This is a genomic window from Paraflavitalea sp., from assembly GCF_059502485.1.
Genome location: NZ_JCACET010000004.1, coordinates 628,801 through 652,181, shown reverse-complemented (window position 1 = coordinate 652,181; position 23,381 = coordinate 628,801). Strand labels below are relative to the sequence as shown.

Sequence of the window (23,381 nt, the reverse complement as noted above, 5' to 3'; positions counted from 1 at the left end):
CTTTTTTAATCCCCGAATATGATATCATCGGGTAATTCATTTTTATCGGTATCCTTGTTGAAAGGGAAGTGGTGTTGCAGTGCAATGCCCACATCTTTCACTACCTGGATCACAGCGTCGGCATAGTGGTTTTCTTTGAAGTGCCTTCTCATTGCCTGTACTTCCTTGTTCCAGAATTCATCGCCCACTTTTTGGTGGATGCCCTGGTCGGCAAATACGGCAAACTGGTGATCGCGCACTGCTACGTATACCAGTACCGCATTGTGGTCCTGTGTATAGTCCATCTTCAATTGCCAGAACAGCTCTGCGGCTCTATCGAGCGGATCTACAAAGCGGCAACGGCTTTCTATGAACACCCGCACTTCGCCACTGGTGGTGAGTTCTGCTTCCTGGATAGCTGCAACTATTTGCTTTTTTTCATCTGCAGAAAAGAATTCGCTTTTCCGGGAGAATGGGAATAATGCCATGTATGTGTTGCGCTTAGTTTAGAATTTTACTTCCGGCGCTCTTTCTGCACCCGGATCAGCTTTAAAGCCATCACGTACTTTGAATCCGAACATGCCTGCAAAGAGGTTGTTGGGGAATCTGCGGACAGCAACGTTGTATTCCTGCACAGCGCCGTTGAAGTCGTTTCGAGAGACTTTTATGCGGTTCTCTGTGCCTTCCAATTGTTTTTGGAGGTCCTGGAAGTTTTGGTTGGCTTTCAGGTCGGGATATTTTTCTACTGTTACCAGCAAACGGCTGAGCGCTCCGCTCAATTCGCCTTGTGCTTGTTGGAACTGTGCTATTTTATCCGGAGTAAGATCACCAGCATTGATGTTCATGGATGTTGCTTTCGCACGAGCTTCTGTTACTTTGGTGAGTGTTTCCTGTTCAAAGTTGGCAGCGCCTTTTACTGTATTCACCAGGTTGGGGATCAGGTCGGACCTACGTTGGTAGTCACTTTGTACATCTGCCCATTTGTTTTTCACTACTTCATCAAGGTTTATCATTTTATTATAGCCATTGCATCCACAACCACCTAAGATGAGGACGAATGCAACAACGACGATCAGAACAAGATTACGCGACTTCATTTGTTTAAGATTTGATTACGTATTAAAATTAACACTTTTGGGATAGTGCCAATATAATTTTTATTGTGAATTTCAACGTTTTATGTTGACTATACCTTTTTTGTAATTCATTAGTGTGGGGCTTCGCTGATTTATTACACGAATTAGAACGAATTGCACGAATTAATTAAGCTCAGGCTGGCTCGAATTGGAGGCAGATGGTTGTTCCCTGTTGTGGTTGTGAGTTGATCTGGAGGTTAGCGCCCAGCGCCGTTGCTCTTTCACGCATGCCTTTGAGGCCGCTTGACGAGGTGGTACGGCTGGTATCGAACCCTTTGCCGTTGTCGCTTACTGTCAACTGCAGGCCATTGCTTCCCTGATTGAGCCGGATGGTAACGCAGGAGGCCTGGGCATATTTAGCCGCATTGTTTACCGCTTCTTTGAAAACGAGGAAGAAGTCGCGCCGCTGCTCCATTGCCAGGGTTTGCTGCAGGATGTCTTTATCGACGTCGAAAATGATGTCGATGTTTTTGGACTCCAGTGTGTGGCTCACATATTCCCGCATACGGACGACCATGTTTTCCAGTTTGTCGTTGTCGGGCCTGATGGTCCATACGATATCGCTCATCGCTTGTTGTATCTGTTCTGATTGCTCGGTGATGTTCTCCAGGATGGCTGATGATTTTTGCAGGTCGCGGCCCAGGTTGTTTTGTGAAACTTTCGACAGGATGCTAATGCTCGTAAGAGTGGACCCTATATCATCGTGGAGATCGCGGGCAATGTCGGTGCGTATTTTCTCCAGTTCTTTTTGTTGTTCCAGTTTCTTTTTGAGTTGATACCGGTTAAACAGCACGGCTACAAGTGCCAATAAAAGCAATGTTCCAATTATCCAGGTGTTGCGTAGCTGGGTCTGGGCCTTCAGTTGGCTCGTCTGGAGGCTTTTTTCTTTTTCCGCCAGTTGCAACTTCTGTTCTTTTGCCTGGGAGAGCAGTTGTTGTTTTTCCAGTTCTTCCTGTTGTTGTTTTATTTTTAAATCCTGCAGTTGTTGTGACTGTACCAGGAAGTTGATTTCATTTTGCTTGCGTTTCGCTTCTTCTACATTGCCGGCTATAACAGCTTTTTGTTTTTCCAGTTCGAGCTGGCGGATCTTTTGTTCTGCATTGAGTGTTGCTATTGACTGGTCTTTCTTTTCTGTTTCGTACTTCGTTTCCAGTTCTGCTATATTGGTTTGGGTGGTTTCGTTTACCAGGCTGTCTTTGTAGAGATGGAACTTTTTAAGTTCCTCATAGGCGTTTTTATAATCGCCGAGTGCTTTGTAATAGGATGACTTGCTGCCATAGAAATCGCGCCAAAGTATTTTATTGTTGAGTTGTTGTGACAGTCCGTATGATTCATTCAGGTAAGCAGCTCCTGTAACCGTATCTTTCAGATCTGCGCAAAGGAGTGCAGCCCATCTTGTTTTGTGTGCCAGGCCCATTTTATCATCGATCTCACGGCATATGACGATTGACTTTCTGATGTATTCGAGTGCTTCTGCTTTTCGTTTCTGCATGTTCATGAGTACCGACATATTATCGTATCCCGGTATCTGCTTTGCTTTTACGCCTGTTTTTTCTGCATACCTGGTAGCGATTTCCTGGTATTTGATCGCTGAATCTATCGATAGGGGCCTGAGCATCAGCGACAGGTTTCCATATGATGTAGCAAGGCCAACTATGTCGCCTACTTTTTCGCGCATGGCAATGGCTTCTTTTGTAAACCTTATAGCTTCTTCGGGTTTACCAAGATTGTGGTATACGGTAGCCATGTTATTGTATGCTGTAGCCAGTCCTGTGATGTCTTCCATCTGTTCATATACTCTGATGGCTTTCAGCAACCACATGGCTTGCTTTTCGTATTCTCCCTGTGCGCCAAACATGTAGCCGAGGTCATTGTATACCAGCCCGGTGTAGGTGGAGACATTTTTTTCAAAGTACAAGGCCAGGGCTTTATGATATAGTTTTTCTGCTTCGGTGTGTTCTTCGTGGTACATCCTGCTCTGTCCAAGCTGATGGGTAGCCAATGCGAGCATAAAGCTATCTTTTAGCTGGGTGGCGATCCTTGTGGCGTCGTCTATATGAGTATTAATATTGGCGGTAGCGGATTGTTGAATGAGTACGTCGGCTTCTTTCAGCCTGGCAAATCCTTCTCCGCGCAGCATTCTTTTTTCTTTGCTTAGTTGCAATGCCTGGCGGGCATATTGCATGGCGCGTTCGAGTGACCCCGTCACTGTTTCTTCGTCGGCCTGAGCGAGTAGTTGGTAAATCTTTGTGGAGTCGGCTTTTGTGTAAGATTGTGCATTGGCGGCCGGTATAGCAATGGTTATCCATAGCACCAGGAGGAGGGCTATGCTGCGCAGGTAGTGTTGGTTGTGCTTTGACATAACTCAAATGCTGGTAAAATGTACGAAGAAAAATCGGCAATCGTGAATCGGCAACCGGCAATGGGATAAATTCAATAAAAAAGCCGGCACTCCCTTGTTGGGTACCGGCTTTGTATTGTATGTGATGCTTTTATTATCCCTGGATGGCAGCGATGCCAGGCAGTGTTTTTCCTTCAAAGTACTCGAGCATGGCGCCACCACCGGTGGACACATAGCTTACTTTGTCGGCAAAGCCAAACTGGTTAACTGCTGCTACTGAGTCGCCTCCGCCTACGAGGGAGAATGCGCCTTCTTTTGTAGCGGCCACTACTGCTTCTGCAACGGCTTTTGTGCCATGCTGAAATTTCTCCATTTCAAATACGCCCATAGGACCGTTCCAGAGGATGGTTTTGGAGCGTTTGATCACGTTAGCAAACTGTCCGCAAGCGTTTTCGGCAATGTCCAATCCCATCCAGCCATCGGGGATGGCGTTGCTGGGGGCTACGGAGGTTTCTGCATTGGCATCGAACTTATCGGCTATCACCGAGTCGGAAGGGAGGTGAATGCAAACGCCTTTGGCTTCTGCTTTTGCGAGGAGGTCAAGGGCCATTTGCAGGCGATCTTCTTCGCACAATGATTTGCCAATGTTTCCGCCCTGGGCTTTCATGAAGGTATATGCCATACCGCCGCCGATGATGATGTCGGTAGCTTTTTCGAGCAGGTTTTCGATGATCAGTATTTTGTCGGACACCTTAGCGCCACCGATGATGGCGGTGAAAGGTTTTTTCGATTCGTGGAGTACTTTTTCTGCACTGGCTACTTCGCCTTCCATCAGCAATCCGAACATGCGTTTGTCTTTAGGGAAGAAGTCGGCGATGACTGCTGTTGAAGCGTGAGCACGGTGTGCGGTGCCGAAGGCATCGTTCACGTATACGTCGCCCAGTTTGGACAGCTTTTCTGCGAAAGCTTTGTCTCCTTTTTCTTCTTCTTTGTAGAAGCGGAGGTTTTCGAGGAGGAGCACTTCACCGGGTTTCAACATGCCGGCTGTCATGTAGGCTTGTTCTCCAATGCAATCATTGGCAAACAATACGGTAGTGCCTCCCAGCAGTTCGCTGATGTGCTTTATGAGGTGCTTGAGTGAATATTTTTCGGTGGGTCCGTCTTTGGGACGACCAAGGTGGCTCATAAGGATGACGCTTCCGCCATCGTTCAATATTTTCTTTATAGTAGGTATGGCTGCAGTGATGCGGGTATCGTCGGTGATATTGTATTTATCGTCGAGCGGCACGTTGAAGTCGACGCGGATAAGGGCTTTTTCTCCTTTGAAGTTATGTTGGCTGAATGTAGACATATATTGGTTTTAAAAAGTAACCGCAAAGGTGGCCAGGCATCGTGAACCAGCAGTCGTCAATCGGCAACTGACGATGCAGCGTTTCAATGCGTAGCTTTTCTTTGCGGTTACAGGTATAGCGATGTATACTAAATATTATTTGCTGATGAGGCCGGCAAAGTATTTCACTGTGCGCACGAGCTGGCTAACATAGCTCATCTCGTTGTCGTACCAGCTAACTACACGTACCAGCTGGGAATCGCCTACTGTTTGTACGCGTGTTTGGGTAGCATCGAACAGTGAACCGAAAGTAGAACCGATGATATCGGTGCTTACGATCTCATCTTCTGTGTATCCGAAGCTTTCGTTGGATGCAGCTTTCATAGCAGCATTCAGTTCAGCTACAGATGTTTTCTTACCAATGATGGCTGTCAATTCGGTCAGTGAACCAGTGATGGTAGGAACACGTTGTGCAGAACCGTCCAGCTTGCCTTTCAGGCCGGGCAGTACCAGACCGATGGCTTTGGCAGCACCTGTGCTGTTGGGCACAATGTTCTGAGCAGCGGCACGAGCGCGGCGCAGGTCACCTTTGGGGTGAGGCGCATCCTGTGTATTCTGGTCGTTGGTATAAGCGTGGATAGTAGTCATGAGACCGTTCACGATACCAAATTGCTTGTCGAGTGTATCGGCCATTGGCGCGAGACAGTTCGTGGTACAAGATGCGCAGCTGATGATGGTTTCGCTGCCATCGAGTGTATTGTGGTTAACGTTGAAAACGATGGTCTTCAGGTCGCCGGTAGCGGGTGCAGAGATCACTACTCTTTTAGCGCCAGCAGTGAGGTGAGAAGCGGCTTTTTCTTTATCGGTAAAGAAGCCAGTGCACTCCAGTACTACGTCTACTCCGTGGTCTTTCCAAGGAATTTCGGCAGGGTTCTTTTGGGCATAGATCTTTACTTCGTCGCCGTTTACTATGATTGAGTTGTCAGAAGATTTAACGTCGGCATCAAAACGACCCTGGGCGCTGTCGTATTTGAGGAGGTGGGCCAACACCTTAGGACTGGTAAGATCGTTAATAGCTACTACGTCGATACCGTCCATTTTGTAGATCTGGCGATATACCAACCGGCCGATACGTCCGAACCCGTTGATGGCCACTTTAACTGTGCTCATTGTCAAGTTTTTATTTATTGGTTTACAAATGCGGCGTGAAGTTACAATATTGCTGTTAAATGGTTTTTATCAATTTGTAGATAATACACGACCAACAGCGGGCAAGCAAAAGTGGAGGTAACAAGTTACAGGATTCAGGGGGTACCGGTATCAGGGCAAGCAGTTTATTGATATAAAACAGTAATGGGGATGGAATGGTTCAGCGACAGACTGGCTTTGTGCGGTTCAGGACTTGTCCTGAATTCAAGGCTGGTGTAGCTAAGTAGGTAATACCGAAATGAATATGCAGGCTTTTTGAAAAATATTTTGCTCAGTTTTCGATAAATATTTGGAGGGAAATAGTCAGGCTATTACCTTTGCACTCCCAATCCAACTTTTGGACTTCAGCAGCCGCGTTCGTCTAAGGGTTAGGACACCACCCTTTCACGGTGGTGATACGGGTTCGAATCCCGTACGCGGTACAAAAAAGTCGCTCCAGTAGCGACTTTTTTCGTTTTAGGGCATATCCGGTCCAGCAACATTCATTATCCGTTGTTATTTTTATCCTGCTCTTTCAATGGCGTTTTACCATCATAACCGGGCCAATATGATTTCCAAGCAGGATAAATACCAATTACCCCAAGGGTATTCCTTATTTCAGAGCATGTTGCGGGCGGGTTCTTTTTTAAGAGATCCGATAAAAACAGTGTCTGATAACATGCGCCGTTTTAACAAGACTTATACGGCCAGCATTGGCTTCAACAGAAAGCTCATTGTTACGCAGCACCCGGATTTCATCCACCATGTTTTAAAAGAGCATCATAAGAATTATCAAAAGTCAGCTATCGCCACGGAAGTCAGCGCCAGGTATCTTGGAAAAGGGATCCTTTTTTCCAATGGTGCTTTTTGGCTGAAACAACGCAGATTGATACAACCAGCTTTTCACCGGGAGCGATTGCAAGGTTTGCAAGCTGTTATGATCAGGACGATAAAGGTTTCGATCTCAGCATGCCCTACCGGTCCTGCCGTAGATATTTATCCCTTCGTTAACGAGCTGTCCTTTCAAGTATTGATCAGATCGATCTTCGATATCTCCCTGTCGCCGAAAACCGTCCAGGAAATAAGGCAACTATTCTCCGATATTCAAGAGTTCTTAATTAAAGATATCAATCAGCCTGTTCGCCGGTTATGGTACCCGGTTACCGGATCGCAGCGAATTATAGCAAAAAAAGCGCTGCGACTGAGGACCATCATCGGAAACATCATTCAACAAAGAAAATCCAGTGGAGAGCAGAAAGATGACTTACTGGATATGCTTTTACATAGCACTTACGAGGATACGGGAGAAGGAATGGCTGAGGAGCAGATCATCGACGAAGTACTGATACTTATTTTTGCCGGTCATGAAACAACAGCCAATACACTATCCTGGCTTCTATACCTGCTGGCTAATCATCCTGCTGTTCTTCAACGATTGCAAGATTCCCTTACCGAAGTTAACCCGCAGGATGCCTTCTCCAATGAGTGGCTGAAAGCTACGATCAACGAAGCTATGCGGCTATACCCGGCGGCCTGGATGACGGAACGGGTAGCCATCGAAGAGGACCGCTTCGGTCCCTACTTCTTTCCTGCCGGTACTATTATCATTCCCTTTTTCTTTGGGTTGCACAGGGATGAACAGTTATGGGAAAATGCCAACTCATTCGACCCCGAAAGGTTTATACGCAACGAAAATGCCATCCGGTCCAAAAACTTTTTTCCCTTTGGAGCAGGGCCCAGAATGTGTGTTGGCAATCACTTCGCCATGACTGAAATGTGTTTCTTCCTCCATGCTTTTCTTCAGGCATTTCAAATACAGCCGGCTGGTCAAACTCCGAGGATGAAAGCGCTCATTACGCTGCGGCCTGATGAAGTGATCTTACATATCAAAAAAATACATTAGACGGCAATGTGCAGTTCTTTTTGTTTTTATCGTTACTTGCTTACATGAAGTATCATTTACTTGCCTGCATTCTTTTCATCGCGCCTGCTGTTATGGCTCAGCAGAAAGCCAAAAAGAATGTCCTCTTTATCATAGTCGACGACATGAAGCCTTTTCTGGGTTGTTATGGTGATACCAATGCCCGTACACCCAACATCGACAGGCTGGCAGCCAGGGGCCGGGTATTTGACCGGGCTTACTGTCAGCAGGCTGTGTGTGCTCCCTCCCGCGCTTCTTTCATGACAGGCAAACGGCCTGATCAACTTAAAATATGGGGATTGTCCCAACCTTTCCGTCCGCTGTTTCCTGATATCGTTACGCTTCCTCAATATTTCAAAAACAATGGCTACACCACAGCTGCAACTGGCAAGATCTATCATGATCCTCCTGCTCATCATGATCCTGCTTCCTGGTCGTGGCCTGCCTTATTAGGCGCCACCGGAAATGGGATTGGCACTAAATACGCGTTGGAAGAAAATGCCGGCAAATCAAAAGCTGCCTCTATTGAACGTGCTGCCGTGGAAGATTCAGGTTATATCGATGGGAAAGTGGCGACTACTGCTATCGATCTCCTGAATCGCCTGAAGGATCAACCGTTTTTTCTCGCTGTAGGTTTTCGCAGACCTCACCTTCCTTTTACTGCCCCCGATCGTTATTGGCAATTGTTTGATGGTAAGCCACTGCCACTTCCGGATACATCGAGACCGAAAGACGCACCGCCAATAGCTTTTCATCAATCGGAAGAACTGCGGGGCTATACTGATATTCCTGACAAAGGGGCTATCCCTACCGACAAAGTAAAAGAGCTGTTGCAGGGTTATTATGCAGCTGTCAGCTACACCGATGCGCAGATTGGCAAGGTACTGAATGAGCTTGAACGTTTAGGTTTAACCAACAATACTATTGTCGTGCTGCTGTCTGATCATGGCTTTCATCTTGGCGAGCAAGGTATGTGGGCCAAGTCGACCAACTTTGAAAATGCTACGCGCGTTCCGTTGATCATCAGTGCTCCCGGTGTTGTCCAAAAGCCCGGGCATACGGCGGCACTCACTGAATTGGTAGACCTGTATCCTACTTTGACCGCTTTGTGTGGTATTGGAAATCCTGCTGCACCAGCAGGCGTGAGCGTAATGCCGGTTTTGCAGCAAGCTACTGCCAAGGGTAAGACTTATGCGCTCAGCCAGTTTATCAGGCCCTATGGCGCCTTATCGAATGAATCGCGCATTACGCATATGGGCTATTCATTACGAACGGACCAGTACAGGTTTACGGAGTGGTATGATATTAAAACTCATGACCTTGTAGCTACAGAGCTTTATGATCATCGTGCCGATCCTAATGAAACAAAAAACCTCGCCGGGCAACAGCGTTATGCTGCACAGGAGAAGCAATTGCATTTGGAATTGGAAAAGCTGATCAGGTAGCTATCCATTCATTTACTATAAATAACGGTTTATACGTTATTTGCTCACTTGCATTCACTATCAGCTATGATCTCATTCGATGGCTTAATAGCTTCGCGGCATAATATCGAGCTATATGAAAAAGGATATTTTGTATGCCGTAGGCTGTCTTACGTTTTGCATCATGATTGGCGGTGCCGTCTATGAACATTTGAATGTAGTGCCTACCTGGGCGGCAGCGCCGCCCGCTTCTCTTAGTATGTTCCAGGGGAAATATGGCCTAAAGCCTGAGTTGTTCTGGATGCTTATTCATCCGGTGAATCTTTTCTTCTTTGTATTGAACCTTATATTTCATTGGAAATCGGCACGCAGAAAGAGCTTGTTGATCGTGTCAATTGGATATGTCCTGATCCTTGCTATTACAGCGGCTTACTTTGTTCCTGAGCTGCTCAGTATTACAACCACAGCTTTTTCTGACAATTATGATACCGGGCTTATGAAGCGTGCCGCGCTGTGGGAGACCCTGAGTCTTGTGCGTTTGAGTGTATTGATTGTATTGGCGGTGACACTTATGGTTGGTTTGGCGAAATCTAATAAGTCAGCTCTTTAACTCAGCAAGCTTCTGCGTCGCAAGCAGATTTCTCACTGCGCCGTCACTTACCGGGCTTTTTAATTCCCGAATGGCTCCGTTCGAAATGACAATCGAGGGTGTGATCTGAATGGCACGAATAGGTCAGCTATCAATTAAATTAGTATCTCTATTATTCAACTGCTAATAAAAAGAAAGCCGGAGCCTGCTTTCTGGCCTCGCTATTGCTGTACTTTTGGCAAAACGAGCATCAATGAAAAGACCTTACGTGATATGCCATATGGCATCGACAGTAGATGGTAAAATCATAGTAGACAATTGGGGGGATAGTTATAAACGGTTTGGTAGTGTTTATGAACAATGTCACGATTCCTTCGACAGCCAAGCCTGGATGGTGGGCCGGGTAACTATGGAAAAAGACTTTACCGAAGGTCTGCAGCCTACACTAACCAAAGCAGCAAAACCAATAACCAGGGTTCCTTTTAAGGGTGATGAGCAAGCTTCTTCTTTTGCCATTGCTGTTGACCCCGGTGGCAAACTGGGTTGGGAAAGCAATGAGATCGAAGGTGATCATGTGATTGAACTATTAACGGAGTCCGTCAGCGATGACTATCTGCAATATCTTCAGCAACAAGGCGTGTCTTATCTTTTCGCAGGGAAAGACAGTATTGATTTTGGCAAGGGGCTGGAACAACTGCAGGAGGTTTTTGGTATCCAAACGCTGATGTTGGAAGGTGGAGGGCATATCAATGGTTCGTTGCTGAATGACGGACTGATAGATGAGCTCAGCTTGCTAATCCTGCCGCTGGCTGATGGAACGCCTGACGCACCTACCATTTTTGAAGTGAGCAAGCACCTAACTAAAAATGGGGTTACTGAATTGAAGCTGAATAATGTTGAGCAGCTTACAGAGGATGTGCTTTGGCTGAAGTATACTATAAAGCATTAAAAAAGGCCGGCTTGCAGGCCGGCCCAAAAGGGGAAGGTTGTATGGTTGGGAAGTGTATTATTTTAGCAGGTTGCGAACGGCATGGGGCAGGTTCACCAATTCATAACCAGCAGGTACTTCATCGCAGACAATGGTGGTGCCATCGAGTAATATGATCTTGCCATTGCGGTATACTGCCGGGGTGGCTACTTTGTTCTTGCCATAGATGCCTGGCACGGGGATGTCTCCCGGCTGTCCGAGTTTCAACACTTTTTTGTCTTTGCCAAGGATGGTCCACTCGCCGGTAGCAGGGCGATAAGCTGCCATATCTGTTTTGCCATCTCCGTTGTAATCTGCAGGCACCGGTATCACAGCATCTTTTACATTTTCCAGATCAAAGAATACTCCATTGCCCAGCATGGCTACCTGGATCACTTTGCGTGGAAGGTATACGGCTACATCTGTTTTGCCATCGCCATCGTAATCACCGGGAACAGGAATAGCATTTTTGTTGCCGAATTGTCTTTCGGGCAGTCCATTGATGTACATGGTAGAGGTAGAAGGTCTGAAAACAGCCGCCTCCGCAAAGCCATCGCCATCATAATCGCCGGGCGCCGGGATATCTCCTTCCTGACCGAGCGTGATGGTATCTTTTCCCTGTATAAAGAATTTTCCTTCGGAAGGGCGGAATACGGCGATGTCCGTTTGCCCATCGCCATTGTAATCTGCCGGTACGGGAATATCGCCTTCTTTTCCGTATTGTACGGTCTGTCCTTTGTTCAACTTCCAGCTTCCTTTGTTGAACCACATGATGTCCGAGCGGCCATCGTTGTTGAAATCATATTGACGGGCAGCATTGGTGTTGATGAAGAGGGGCAAGGTAAACTTGCTATCTCCATCCGCCTCTTCCCTGTTTGACCAAGGCGTGAATGTTTTTACGGAGATACGGTCATATTTCACGGAGAACTTCAGCAGGCGCATCAATCCTTCGCCTCCCTGCGGACGTCCCTGGTAATCAGACAGCATACTTTTTACACCACTACCGTTGTAAAAATCCTGACGGTATCCTTCGCCGGAATTGCCTCCTACGTGGCCACCCAACATGAGGAACAAGTTGGGACAGAATTTTATCCGTGCGTAAAGTCTTTCAGCTTGTTTGGAAAAATCGGGGAAGCCTTTTTCGTTGGTGCCCATCTTGTTGTTGGTTTGCACTACTGCATGGCTCACAATGATGGCTTTGCGGTCTTTGTATTTTTGCAGTGTGTTGTATACCCACATGTTCCTGTTTTCCTGGTCTTCGTCGAGCATGTCGTATTCTACATATACTACAATGAAGTCTAAACCTCCTGCGGAGATCAGGTCGAAATGGGTATCCATTTCAGCGCCGTAATGCCCACCATGCCAGGGCTTGTCTTTGAAGTGGTCTATTCCGAAGTATTTGTTGTAGGAAGTGGTTTTACCTGTGATGGGCAGTTGGCCGGGGTCCTGGTCGTGGTTGCCCACTGTTAAGCCATAGGGTACTCCATGTGGCAAGCCGGGCTCTGGTTTCTCCAGAAGATACATGGCTTTGATAGCGTTCTGCCATTCTTCCGGTTTCTTCTCGCCTGATTGCACTATATCTCCCAGATGGATAACGTATTTGATCTTCTCTTTCTTCCAGTTGTTCTTGATCCACGTGGTTTGGGCCATGAACATATCGTTGTTGCCACCGAATATGGTGCCGGAATAGCACTGGGTATCGGGTAGTACTGCGATGGTGAATTCTGTTTCGTCTTCCTCTTCGGGGGTGGCTACAGGGAGGGCAAAGCCACTTAGTATAGCCACTAATAGAATAACAAGAAATTGTTTCATGAAATATTATTTATGTAGTTATTTAAGCATATTGCTGATGGACTTGCCCAGCACTTCATATCCTTTGGCGTTGGGGTGCAGGCCATCGGGCTGGAAGAGTACAGGATTCACCTGCTGTCCAGAGAGGAATGCTTTGGAAAAATCTGCATAGCGTACTTTTTGTGTAGTCGCCATTTTTTTGATCTGTTCGTTGATCAGGCGAACGCGCTCTTCTTTTCCTTTCCTTGGCAGTATGCCTACCATCGTAATCTGTGCAGCCGGTTTGCGCTCTGCGATCTGTTGCAGCAGGAAGGATAATCCCTGTACTATTTCTGCATCGGTATTAATAGCAAGATTATTGGTACCGATCATGACTACGATCTTATCGCCTTTGAAGTCGTCGAGCAGGCCGTGGTATATGCGCCACAGGACATTCTCGATACGGTCATTGCCAAAGCCGGCATTTTGTACACGCAATGGGGCCATGTATTGTTGCCAAGCCGAATCTCCGCGTGGCGTTACTTTCTCTGGTGCTGGCAATCCACCCCAATAGTTCACTATGGAGTTACCGAGGAGCAATACAGCCGGATTGGTTTGCTGTATGTTTTGTATAATCTGCTGGTGACGGAGCTCCCAGTTGAAGCCATCGCGGTATTGTTGTATGGCTTGTTGCGTGCTGATGGTCCCTTTGGGTTCGTGCAGTATTTCCCTGATCTTTTTTTCATAGGCCTGTGCGTATTGCAGCATGCCAATGTCGTTGGGATGGGTTGTTTCAGTAAGGCTATTGATGTCGAAGCCTATCTCTTTTTCTGTGAGCAGGTAGATATTGCTTACGCCTTCGCTTTGTAGTTTTTTAAATACGCCTGCCAAGAAAACATCGGCAGCATGACGCATGCGCAGCAGGGCCGTATCTGTATAGAAGGGAATGTCGCCATCGGGATATTCTGTAAACAGGATGGGCACTGCCGGATGTGCTTTGCGTAAAGTGTTTACACCATAGCGTATTCTTTCTTCCAGCTCCGCTGGTTTGTTCAGTGCTTCGCCGGTGAGGTTGGGCATGCAGTCGAGGATATAGAGTGATGCATCCACTTTGGCCATGTGGTCGAAGATGGGCTTTTCGTATTTGCCATTGCCGGAGAAGCCAAGGTTGATGACCATCCTGTCGAGGTAGCGGCTGAGTGTATTGGTCCAGTTGAGTCCGGGACGGGAGGTCACCGCCCCCTGCATGATGGAGGTGCCGTAGGCCACTATGGGCTTTCCCCGCCGGTCGGGCTCAAATTGGAGTGTTTCTTCTTTTTTTGTTCCTATCGACAACCAGGTAACTGTATTGTAGAGGGGAAGTAGTAAATAGTAATCGACTTCAGCGCCGGCAGCCACGCCGATATTGCTGTACGTGTAAGTAACTGTATCGCCAAAGCGGTAGCGTGGCGGCATCCAGTTCCATTGCCCGTGTTTGTCTTTCATGTACAGATCGAGTCCACTTACACTGGTGGAAGGCATGTGGGGCATGGCCAGTGTTTTTCCTGCCAATCCATAATGGACTACGAATGAACGGGCCGAACTGCGAAAGTGTATGAATTCGCCTGCCGTATTCAATGACAGATTCCATACCACCGGCCGTACAGAGTCTTTCAACCGCTGTGGCAGACGGTGGTAAATATTGGTATCACGCTCACATACCCCCTCTATAAAAGAGGGAGTATGCCAGGTGGTATCTTGTGCGGTAAGTGTTGCTCCCTGCACAAGCAGGCCTATTGCGACGATTATTCTTTTCATTGTCTTGGTTCTTCTATGCGGTAGGTGCTTTTTTGGGTGAACGTTCTCCCAAACATGTCGGTACCTCTTACTTCTATGGTATGGGTCCCAATCCCAATGTCGCAGGGTAATGGGGCTGTCCACAAGTGTTTGCAATCGGCCGACTCTGTGGGGCGACGTCCTTTGAACAAGATATCGCTTTCATCCCAAATCATGTTTTGCACCTCGAAATAAGGATCGGCAGCAAGTGTGTATCGCATGGGTTTCCACGGTTTGTCGTCTATACGGCATTCCATTTTAGCGCCTTTATAGCCCATGAAGAAGTTGGCGTATACTGACCCTCTCCCATCCCACCAGATCGGCGTAAGTACCTTGCGGTGGTATAACCTGATCTGAAAATCGTCGGGCTTGCCGGCTACTTTGTAATCGGCGGTGTATTTGTTGCCTGTGATATTGAGGTAGATGTATCCGCGTGGCACGCCATTGCTCATCATGCCATCGAGGAATCCTTTTTCATTGACCCTGCCTGAATACCAGTTGCCACAGGTGGCACCTGCGTCCAGTTCGTGATAAGGCTGTACACCATGCCAACCGTCTTTTTTCGTGAAGAAGTTTTGATTGAGCTGGTGGCTATGGGCGGCAATGGAGAACACGTGCGGGTAGTCTTTCAGTGCTTCAAAATATTTGGCGCGTTCCGGCTCTTTTAAAGCACTGTCGTTGACACCGAGGAGTGGACAGTGGAAAGCGAGGATTACCAGTTTGCTGGTGTCCACAAACTTCAGATCGTTTTTTATGAACTCGATCTGGTAGGGCCTGAAACCTGCGCGCAAACGTACTCCTTCTCCTTTCTGCCTGATGGGAAAGATGTTATCGTTCAGGACAATGACGTGTACTTTACCATAGTTGAAGGAATAGTCTACCGGACCGAAATTGGCGGAGAAGGTTTCATGGTTCAATGAATCATCTGCACAGTCTGCATTCAGGTCATGGTTGCCAATGATATTGTACCAGGGTATACCGATCTTTGACGTGATGGTTGCATAGTCTTTGTGCAGGTTAAGGTTCTCCTGTACAAGATCGCCCATAGTGAGTCCAAAAGCCACGTTCTTTACATTTTTCACTTCGGATACTACGTCATTCTCATAGTATCCCAGTTCGGTGCTGTCGAGCACCTGGGGATCTCCGAATACGAGGGCCCTGAAATTGTCTGTTTCCTGTTGGGGCACCAGTGCAAAATCTATCGACTTCGGTAATGGCCCTGTGGGAGTTATGCCTTTGTATTTTGTTTCGGGTGATCCTTTGGGATTATGGGTATAATAAAACTTCGGCAGGTTGTTTTTATCGAGGGGAATGCGATAGCCGGCGGGTTTTATCACAAACACAATGGTTCTTTCCGTAACCGGTATCTCATATTTTCCTTTCTCATCGGTAAGTACTACCTGCTCGCCATTGCTCACCGCCACGCGCGCGATGCCTTTTTCTTTGCTTCCTTTTTTACCATCGCCATCGGCATCGTGATATACGTACCCGGTGGCTTTTGTTTGGGCAAGGGCTGCTCCGGCCTGCACGGTTATCAGGAACAGGCAAATAAAAATTTTCTTCATTATAGTCTATTACAAGGATTTGTATTCTGTGTAAAACGTATCTATGGCTTTGTTCTCGGGCAGGAAGAGGCTCCTGTACGAGATGGGTTTTGTTACATTAATGCCGGTGATGATGGTACTGTCGCCGAGCGGTGAATACAAGCTGGCAGCTTCTCCGTTTGTATTGGTGTAGTTCCATTCTGTGCCGATACTTTTGGCATCGAGCCCTACCCATGCTACCAGCAGTCTGGATGTAGCCGATTCTTTTTTCAGGGTGCTGTAGGGCCTGTTGAAAATAGTAGAAGAGAAAAGGGAGCCATACACATTTCCGATAGCCTGGGTGCCTACTGAGCGGTGACCTGATTTGTCGTAGGCATACACGGTCAAGCTATAGGCGCCCTGTGGCAAGTTGTTGATATATACTGTTACAGAATCGGTGCTACCATTGGTCCTGCCGGGTATTGGCAATGAATCGACGCCAAAGTTCCAGAATACTTTGTAGCCGGTGATGTTGAGGTCGGAGGGCACTTTCCATTTGAGTAATATTCTTTCTTTGCCAGCGAGCGCCTGCACTGTATCGGGACGGCCCGGGTATACGATAGGACCGTTGGCGATGTATTTTTCATATTGGTAGTAGTCTTTTTCACAGGCTGCCATCAGCAGTAGTGCTACGCCTGCTATCCAATATCTTGTATGTTTTAGTAATTGCATTGCTCTTATTTTACAGATTTAAAATGCGCCCCAGAAGGTCAGTTCTGCGAAGGTGATGTTGTTGGCATTGCCATAATTCTTTGTCACTTTGAAGCGCAGGTAGCGGTATCCCTGATCGGATACGGGGAAGTTGAAGTTTTCTCCTGCCTGTGCTGCTGCTATGTCATCATTGGTCACCACGTTCAATGGCAGCCCTGAAGGTTTCTTCGAGGTGCAGGTCATCAGGTGTGTCCATTTGGCAAAGTCGCCGTCGGCTGGCGGATTGTTTGATCCGTAGACTTCAAATATTTCGGGTGTGCCTGATGCATAATAGAAGGCGGTACTCTGCCGCTGCAGGTATTGCATTCGGCTAAACTTAGCGCTAACGCCAAGGTCTATGGTAAAGCTCTCCGGCATTCCGAGTCCCTGCGCTGTAACGAAAATGGTAGTGCCTCCATCCCACAGGTTTCTCATGGGATATGCTGCGCTGTATATTTTATCGTTTACGTCGCCAGGATAAGGGATGACTTCTTTAAAGAGTTTTTTATCGAGTTGTTTTTCGAACAGGGGTGTGAGTGTAGTGAACAGGGTGTCGGAAAGGTTGCCCCAACGGTCTTTTACAAAAACTCCAAACTCGCGTGGCTTTGCTTCATATCCACGGACAGAAAATGAATCTCTTACGAGGTTGGTATAAAAGGCATCGGCATCCACATAATCGCCTACAGAATCTTTGGTCATGACAGAGATCACGATGTTGGAACCGGTAGCATTGAGGAAGCCCACGTTGATGCCACCAAAATCGGGCTTCACGGTAATGCTCTTGAACACGGTTTCCACTGGCGGGGTCAGTGGCTTTACTGTGATGCTTACCGGCTGGCTTCTTACTTCACCGGTGCTCACGGAATATAGTTGTACTTCGCAGGCGCTGGTGTCTCCAAATCCCTGGATGCTGAGGGTATCGGCATAATAGGATGATTTGGCGTTGCGCCTGATGCCTTTGTAGGTCCACACTGCCTCAACGTATAAGAGGTTGGGTTCGCCCGGAACGGTATAGGTTACTTTCGCTTCTCCGGGTAGGTTGATGGCTTTCAGGTTGGTAACGGGTGATGGTGTGCCTCCTGAATTGGGCAATGGCCCTACCAGTTCTTCGCGGCAACCTGCGAACAGGATGATCATCATAATAAAGATGCCGGGGAGGGAAATGTTTTTGCGTAACATATTATGAGGTTTATGAGTTTGTTTGAATATGACCCTTCGACAAGCTCAGGGTGACATCTAATTTTGTTTACCAGCCCGGGTTCTGTACCAGGTTCTTGTTGATGAGGAGATCGTTCTCGGCGATGGGCCAGAAGTAATCTCTTACCTGGAAAGGGCGGTTGAACAGGGTGGTGATCTGGTAATAGGGCAGCAGGTCTTTTTGGCCGATGTTCCATGCCTGGATAGGTTCCTGCAATTCTCTTTCTGCTTCTTTCCATCTTTTCAGATCCCAGAAACGTTGTCCTTCAAAAGCCAGTTCGATCGTACGCTCGCGGTGGATGATCTCACGTAATCCTTCTTTATTGTTGTATTTAGAAGGATTGTTGGAAAAATTAGTCCATGCGTTTTCTACTGTTGGGATGCCTGCGCGGGCACGCACCAGGTTGATATAGTTCAATGCTTCGCCTGTGGGGCCATTTACTTCGTTCAATGCTTCTGCATATAACAGGTACAAATCAGCAAGGCGTATCGTGGGCCATGCATAAGGCGAAATAATATAGGTAGTGGTAGAAGGCATCGTGTTGAGGTAGTTGACGAGCTTCACCGACCAATAGCCTGTGATGTTGTAGTTGTTGGGCGTGCCCTGCCAGCCTGAATACTGGCCTTGTTTCGCTTCGAGGTGGTTGAGGGAAGCCACGTTCTGGTTGCCATTGCCAAAGAGGATAGAACCGTCGAATCCAAGATCGGCATAGAAGCGGGGCTCTCGATCGAAGTTGATGGCTGCTGTAGTATAGGTCGGGAAGATGCGGTACTTGTCGGCATCGGTAGCTGTGCGGGTGGTGGCTCCTCGTGTAGCCACATCGAGGGTCTTGTCTTCGTTGATGGGTACACCATTTTTTGTATAAAACCTGTTTACCATGTTGAGGGGTACACTGGCCATGCCGTAGAAACTGATGTTAAGACCGTTGGCAGCATTGGGACGTGGCTGACTAAGGCTCTGGATATCAGTAGCATTGCTGTTCGTGTTGCCCCAGATCACTTCTTCATTGAAGTTGTCGGTAACGGCGGTCCTGATGTCCATGTGCACCTGCAATTCAGCCGGCAGGTTGCTGCCTACGGAAGGCAGGAATTTATTAAGTGTATGTCCATTGATGTGGGCCTGATCGATGGCTGCTTTGCAAGCTTCTGCCGCTTTCACCCATTTCTGCGGATCGCTCGTTTGGTTGAAGAAGGGCTGGCCTGCTTTGTTGCGGAAGCTTGCATAGGTAATGTTGCCATTGAACAGCGGGCTGGCTGCTGTTACCAATGCCTGTGCTTTTACCGCGAGGGCAATGGCTTTGGTGATGCGGCCCATCTGTGTGTTCTGGTCCTGGATCAGCTCGGGCAGGTATACCATAGCGCTGTCGAGGGTGTTGGCTACATAATTGAAGCAGGAATCCATCGTCATTCTTTCTACCTGTACTGCTGCCTGGTCTGCATCGATGGGGAGGTTTTTATCGATGATGGGAATGGGCCCATACATACGCATGAGCCAAAAATGGTAGTAGGCTTTGAGAAAGATGGCTTCTGATGCCCAGATGTCTTTTTCGTAGTCATCCATGTCGGGCACTTTACGAATGTTTTCGAGGAAGATGTTGCAATCACGGATGCCTTTAAACAGGTTGGTCGCTCCGTTGGTGCCAGTCCAATAGCTTGTGAGTGGGGCCGTAACGCTTTGGGTGCCGCGGGTAATTTCCCAGGCTGCCTGGTTGAGGGGATATCCTGACAGGGCTGCATATGGGAAGAAATACCAGAACTCATTGGCTCCTGCAAAGGCAGGGTTGGTAAAGGGATTGCCGTGTTTCGGCATGTAAGAATAACAGGTAAATAAATACTGCTCTGCATTTGACCTGTTCCGGAATGCATAATCTATCGTGGCCACATTATCGGGCACTACGTCGAGGAACTTTTTGCAGCCTCCTGCTGTGATGGCCAGGAGGAATATTAAAAGGATGGTTAGGCGTAAGTTCATTATTCTGTCTTTATCACGATTTAAAAAGTAGTTTGGAGGCCAATGTTCACAACGCGCTGTACGGGATATCCCAGGCCATTGCCTGCCATTTCTATATCCCACAACTTGAAGGAGGAAAGGGCAAACAGGTTACTGCCATTAAGGTATATGCGGAAGGTTTTAAGCCCCCAGCTTTTAAGTAATCCGCCGGGCAGGGAATAGCCTACTTCCAGTTGTTTGAGGCGCAGGAAATCGCCATTGCGCATCCACCAGGTGCTGGTGCGGTTGTTGTTGGCGCTCACACCCGGACTGAGGTGGGGCCAAAGGGCATAGATGTTCCTGTTGTCTTCGGACCAGTAGCTGTCGGCATACGCTTTGAGCAGCGCGCCATTGTTGGCAAAGGGTGTTGTTTCTGCCACATCGATAAAGAAGGATGATCGTGCCTGTCCCTGCCAGAACATGGAGAGGTCGAATGTTTTGTACCCAATGGACACGCCGAAGCCGTACACGATCTCGGGGTTGGTGGGATAACCAATGGGCACCCGGTCGAGTGAGGTGATCTGTCCATCTCCGTTGATATCACGGTACTTGATATCACCGGCTCCATAATCTCCAAATGTTTGGCGGGGGCTATTGAGCACGTCCTTGTCATCGACGAAGAGTCGCTCGGCAATGTAGCCAAAGGGCTGGCTGAGGGAATAACCCAGTCTTGACAGCCATGGTTCATTTACATATTCTGGTTCTTCATATTTTTTGTATTTGCTCATGGCCAGTGTGAAGTTGCCACGTGCCTGTATCCACCAGGCTTTGTTGATGGTGTGGCTGTAATCCAGCGACAGGTCTATACCTCTTGAAGTGGCAGCACCTATGTTTGCACTGGGCGTATCGGCCAGGCCCACTGTTGTGGGGATCGATACGCGGGGCATGAGGATATTCGTGCGGCGGGTGCTGTAGATGTCCAATACTACATTCAGTTTGTTCCACAGGGTCATGTCTATTCCAAGGTTGGTCTGGTGGGCCACTTCCCAGGTAATGTTGGGGTTGGCATAACGTGTGACACTGATACCCGGGCGTGTATACATACCAGTAGGATTGCTACCAAAAGAAGCGCCTTTGTTGGGATCATTCATGTTGACCTCAGAAAGGTAAAAGAACCTGTCTTGCGGGCTACCGATGGCGTCGTTACCTACGAGGCCATAGGTAGCGCGAAATTTCAGGTTGGTAACAATGTCGCTGAGCTTACCTTTCCAGAATTCTTCTTTCGATATATTCCAGCCGATACCAAAGGAAGGGAAGAAGCCCCAGCGGTTGCGCTCATCGAAGCGCTCGGAGCCGTTGTAACCAAAGTTGAACTCGCCGAAGTAGCGCCAGTCGTAGTTGTAGGTCATACGCCCGGAAACACCGAGGTTGCGTGCGGGCAGTGAAGTTTGCAGGGTGGTGAAATCGCCTGAGCTGGTATTTTGTGCCTGGTACACCAAGCTACCGCTTACACCATGTTTGGCATTGAAGGTGCGGCTGTAGTTCAGGATACCCTGGAAGTATACGGAGGTAGTGATGCGCCTCGTGCCGCCATTGGCCGGATAGTTCAGGTATTCGGTGCCACCATTAGGGTTGAGGGCATTGAGGGTATAGATATCTGTTCTTTTGTCATAATAGCCCAGGCTATAATAGAATGGATTGTAGCTGCGGGTGATATCGGAGTAGGCATAACGGCTTGTATTAGCCATTGCATTAAAGGAAAGGCCTGGCGTGATGAAGCCCAGCTTCTGCTGTATCTCTGCCTGTGCATTGAGCTGCGAAGTGTTGTAGGTCTTATATCCTTTCACCATGTTGGCGTAGGGATTGATGTAGTTGCCCGACCCGTAGTTGCCAAAGAGAATGTGCCGTGCGTAGGAATTGGCTGCATCTGGTGCATAAAAAGCCGGGAACAATACGGGGTTGCTGTGCATTACCTGGCTGTACACATCTGCACCGCCGTTGACAGGGCCTACATAATCCTGGAAAGTTCCAGACACCCTCGTAACAAGCACTGTTGTTTTGGTGAGGTTCACATCCACGTTGGAACGGATGGAATAGGTTTTCAGGTCGATATTGTTGTTGAAGTTGTTGAGCTTTGGAACCTTGAGCACACCATTATCGCGGTTGAAAGTACCGGACACGTAATACCTCGCCACGGAAGCACCACCACTCACGTTGGCATCCACGCGTTGGTTCATTGCATAATCTTTGAATAGTATATCGTGCCAATCTGTTGCAGGATAGGCGTAGGGGTTTGAACCGGGCTTACCTGTGTTGTCAATTTTTTCCTGGCTATAGGGTGTAAGGCCCAGCGGGTTTCTCGTGAGTACGGCCTCGTTGGCCAGTTTCATATAGGTAACCGGATCGGCTAATTCAATATTTTTTGTGGGCGCAGAAATGGAGTTCTCTGCCCGGATCGAATAGGTGGGTTTTCCTTCTTTACCTTGTTTGGTGGCAATGAGGATCACACCATTTGCGCCGCGTGCGCCATAGAGTGCTGTGGCTGTTGCATCTTTCAGGATGGAGAAGTTGGCGATGTCATCGACCTGCAGGTTGGCAAGGTCGCGCGTGTTGGCTTCTACTCCATCGATCAATATCAAGGGGTCGACCTTATATCCGAATGTGGTGACCCCACGGATAAAAAAACTGGCATTGTTATTACCGGGTTCTCCTGAGCGTTGGTAAGCGATCAAACCTGCTACACGACCTGCCAGTGCCGTGGTGAGGTTGCTGGAGGGCACTTTCAGCTCCTGCGGGTTGATAGAAGTAACGGAGCCTACCACATCCTGCTTTTTTTGTTTACCGAAGGCTACTACTACTGCTTCTTCCATTTGATTGGTAGCCGCCAGCAATCGTACTTCAATATTCGCTTGTCCAAGTGAAGGTGTTATTTCGCGGGGATTGTATCCTACCATACTAAATATCAGTGTGGCATGATCGGGTATTTCAAGGAAATAACCTCCGTTGAGATCGGTCGTGGTACCTATGTTGTCTTTCCCTTTTACGGTAACGGATACACCTGGCAGGGGAACACCAATACTGTCTCGAACGATGCCGCTTATATTTCTTCTTTCAAGGGAGACACCTAATCTTTCCGGTGTTCCGGCAATTGTTTTGAGCACTACTACTCCATTGCCCTGGTCTTCGTAGGTGAGGCGGGTGTTCCTCAATACCATGTCCATCAACTCGCGCAGGGTAGCGTTTTTCAGGTGCACTGTTACGAGTTGTTTGTCGTTCAATAAACCGTTGCTGTATACAAAACGGTAGCGACTGTTTTGCTGTACTTGTTGGAGTACAGCAGCAATTGATTTGTTATCGGCATCGACGTTCACCTTGTCGGTCTTGCTCTTGTCTTGTGCAGCCACAGGAGCAAATACCTGGATCAACCAAACGGCCATTAAGAGCAAAAAGGTCCTGATCCCTGAACATAGACGTTGTTCAGGAACATTGTAATATTCCTTCATTCCTTACGATTTTTTAAA

16 protein-coding genes and 1 tRNA gene are annotated in these 23,381 nt (G+C 47.8%); 5 read left to right on the top strand and 12 right to left on the bottom strand.

Going from position 1 to position 23,381, the window contains the following annotated elements; genetic code table 11:
- Positions 1-5: 5 nt before the first annotated feature.
- The 5 genes from AC5JBY_RS02580 to gap form a co-directional block, all read right to left on the bottom strand.
- Entirely contained in the window at positions 6-467 is a 462-nt protein-coding gene (locus tag AC5JBY_RS02580; protein WP_495902980.1) for a TPM domain-containing protein, read from the bottom strand.
- 18 nt (positions 468-485) lie between these two features.
- Positions 486-1,076, bottom strand: a complete 591-nt coding sequence (locus AC5JBY_RS02575; RefSeq protein WP_495902979.1) for a LemA family protein — start codon at positions 1,074-1,076, stop codon at positions 486-488.
- Positions 1,077-1,248: 172 nt separating this feature from the next.
- Positions 1,249-3,477 carry a tetratricopeptide repeat-containing sensor histidine kinase gene (locus tag AC5JBY_RS02570; RefSeq protein WP_495902978.1) on the bottom strand — a complete coding sequence of 743 codons (2,229 nt, stop codon included), beginning with the start codon at positions 3,475-3,477 and terminating at the stop codon, positions 1,249-1,251.
- Positions 3,478-3,610: 133 nt separating this feature from the next.
- Positions 3,611-4,807, bottom strand: a complete 1,197-nt coding sequence (locus AC5JBY_RS02565; protein WP_495902977.1) for a phosphoglycerate kinase — start codon at positions 4,805-4,807, stop codon at positions 3,611-3,613.
- A gap of 135 nt (positions 4,808-4,942) precedes the next feature.
- The gene (gap, locus tag AC5JBY_RS02560) at positions 4,943-5,956 is read right to left on the bottom strand and encodes a type I glyceraldehyde-3-phosphate dehydrogenase (protein WP_495902976.1); all 1,014 of its coding nucleotides are present in this window, start codon (positions 5,954-5,956) and stop codon (positions 4,943-4,945) included.
- Positions 5,957-6,345: 389 nt separating this feature from the next.
- On the opposite strand from gap, the gene AC5JBY_RS02555 reads away from it, so the two are divergent.
- From AC5JBY_RS02555 to AC5JBY_RS02535, 5 genes are all read left to right on the top strand, one after another.
- Positions 6,346-6,417: transfer RNA gene (locus AC5JBY_RS02555), tRNA-Glu, on the top strand.
- A 95-nt stretch (positions 6,418-6,512) separates the two neighbouring features.
- Positions 6,513-7,877 carry a cytochrome P450 gene (locus AC5JBY_RS02550; RefSeq protein WP_495902975.1) on the top strand — a complete coding sequence of 455 codons (1,365 nt, stop codon included), beginning with the start codon at positions 6,513-6,515 and terminating at the stop codon, positions 7,875-7,877.
- A 44-nt stretch (positions 7,878-7,921) separates the two neighbouring features.
- Positions 7,922-9,340 carry a sulfatase gene (locus tag AC5JBY_RS02545; RefSeq protein ID WP_495902974.1) on the top strand — a complete coding sequence of 473 codons (1,419 nt, stop codon included), beginning with the start codon at positions 7,922-7,924 and terminating at the stop codon, positions 9,338-9,340.
- 115 nt (positions 9,341-9,455) lie between these two features.
- Positions 9,456-9,929: a hypothetical protein gene (locus AC5JBY_RS02540; RefSeq protein WP_495902973.1), complete on the top strand. Its 474-nt coding sequence runs from the start codon at positions 9,456-9,458 to the stop codon at positions 9,927-9,929.
- Positions 9,930-10,161: 232 nt separating this feature from the next.
- Positions 10,162-10,857 carry a RibD family protein gene (locus AC5JBY_RS02535; protein WP_495902972.1) on the top strand — a complete coding sequence of 232 codons (696 nt, stop codon included), beginning with the start codon at positions 10,162-10,164 and terminating at the stop codon, positions 10,855-10,857.
- A 57-nt stretch (positions 10,858-10,914) separates the two neighbouring features.
- Here AC5JBY_RS02535 and AC5JBY_RS02530 read toward each other — a convergent pair whose 3' ends face one another.
- The 7 genes from AC5JBY_RS02530 to AC5JBY_RS02500 form a co-directional block, all read right to left on the bottom strand.
- Positions 10,915-12,687 carry a metallophosphoesterase gene (locus AC5JBY_RS02530; RefSeq protein ID WP_495902971.1) on the bottom strand — a complete coding sequence of 591 codons (1,773 nt, stop codon included), beginning with the start codon at positions 12,685-12,687 and terminating at the stop codon, positions 10,915-10,917.
- An 18-nt stretch (positions 12,688-12,705) separates the two neighbouring features.
- Positions 12,706-14,442, bottom strand: coding sequence for an SGNH/GDSL hydrolase family protein (locus AC5JBY_RS02525; protein ID WP_495902970.1), 1,737 nt, complete (start codon positions 14,440-14,442; stop codon positions 12,706-12,708).
- Complete coding sequence (locus tag AC5JBY_RS02520) at positions 14,439-16,025, bottom strand: calcineurin-like phosphoesterase C-terminal domain-containing protein (RefSeq protein ID WP_495902969.1); 1,587 nt, start codon at positions 16,023-16,025, stop codon at positions 14,439-14,441. Before AC5JBY_RS02520 ends, AC5JBY_RS02525 begins: the two co-directional genes overlap by 4 nt.
- A gap of 9 nt (positions 16,026-16,034) precedes the next feature.
- Positions 16,035-16,715 (bottom strand): DUF4998 domain-containing protein, encoded by a 681-nt coding sequence (locus AC5JBY_RS02515; protein ID WP_495902968.1) that lies wholly within the window; start codon positions 16,713-16,715, stop codon positions 16,035-16,037.
- An 18-nt stretch (positions 16,716-16,733) separates the two neighbouring features.
- Positions 16,734-17,912, bottom strand: a complete 1,179-nt coding sequence (locus AC5JBY_RS02510; protein ID WP_495902967.1) for a DUF5000 domain-containing lipoprotein — start codon at positions 17,910-17,912, stop codon at positions 16,734-16,736.
- Between the two features lie 67 nt (positions 17,913-17,979).
- Positions 17,980-19,902 (bottom strand): RagB/SusD family nutrient uptake outer membrane protein, encoded by a 1,923-nt coding sequence (locus AC5JBY_RS02505; protein ID WP_495902966.1) that lies wholly within the window; start codon positions 19,900-19,902, stop codon positions 17,980-17,982.
- Positions 19,903-19,922: 20 nt separating this feature from the next.
- Positions 19,923-23,363, bottom strand: a complete 3,441-nt coding sequence (locus AC5JBY_RS02500) for a TonB-dependent receptor (protein ID WP_495902965.1) — start codon at positions 23,361-23,363, stop codon at positions 19,923-19,925.
- Positions 23,364-23,381 lie beyond the last annotated feature (18 nt).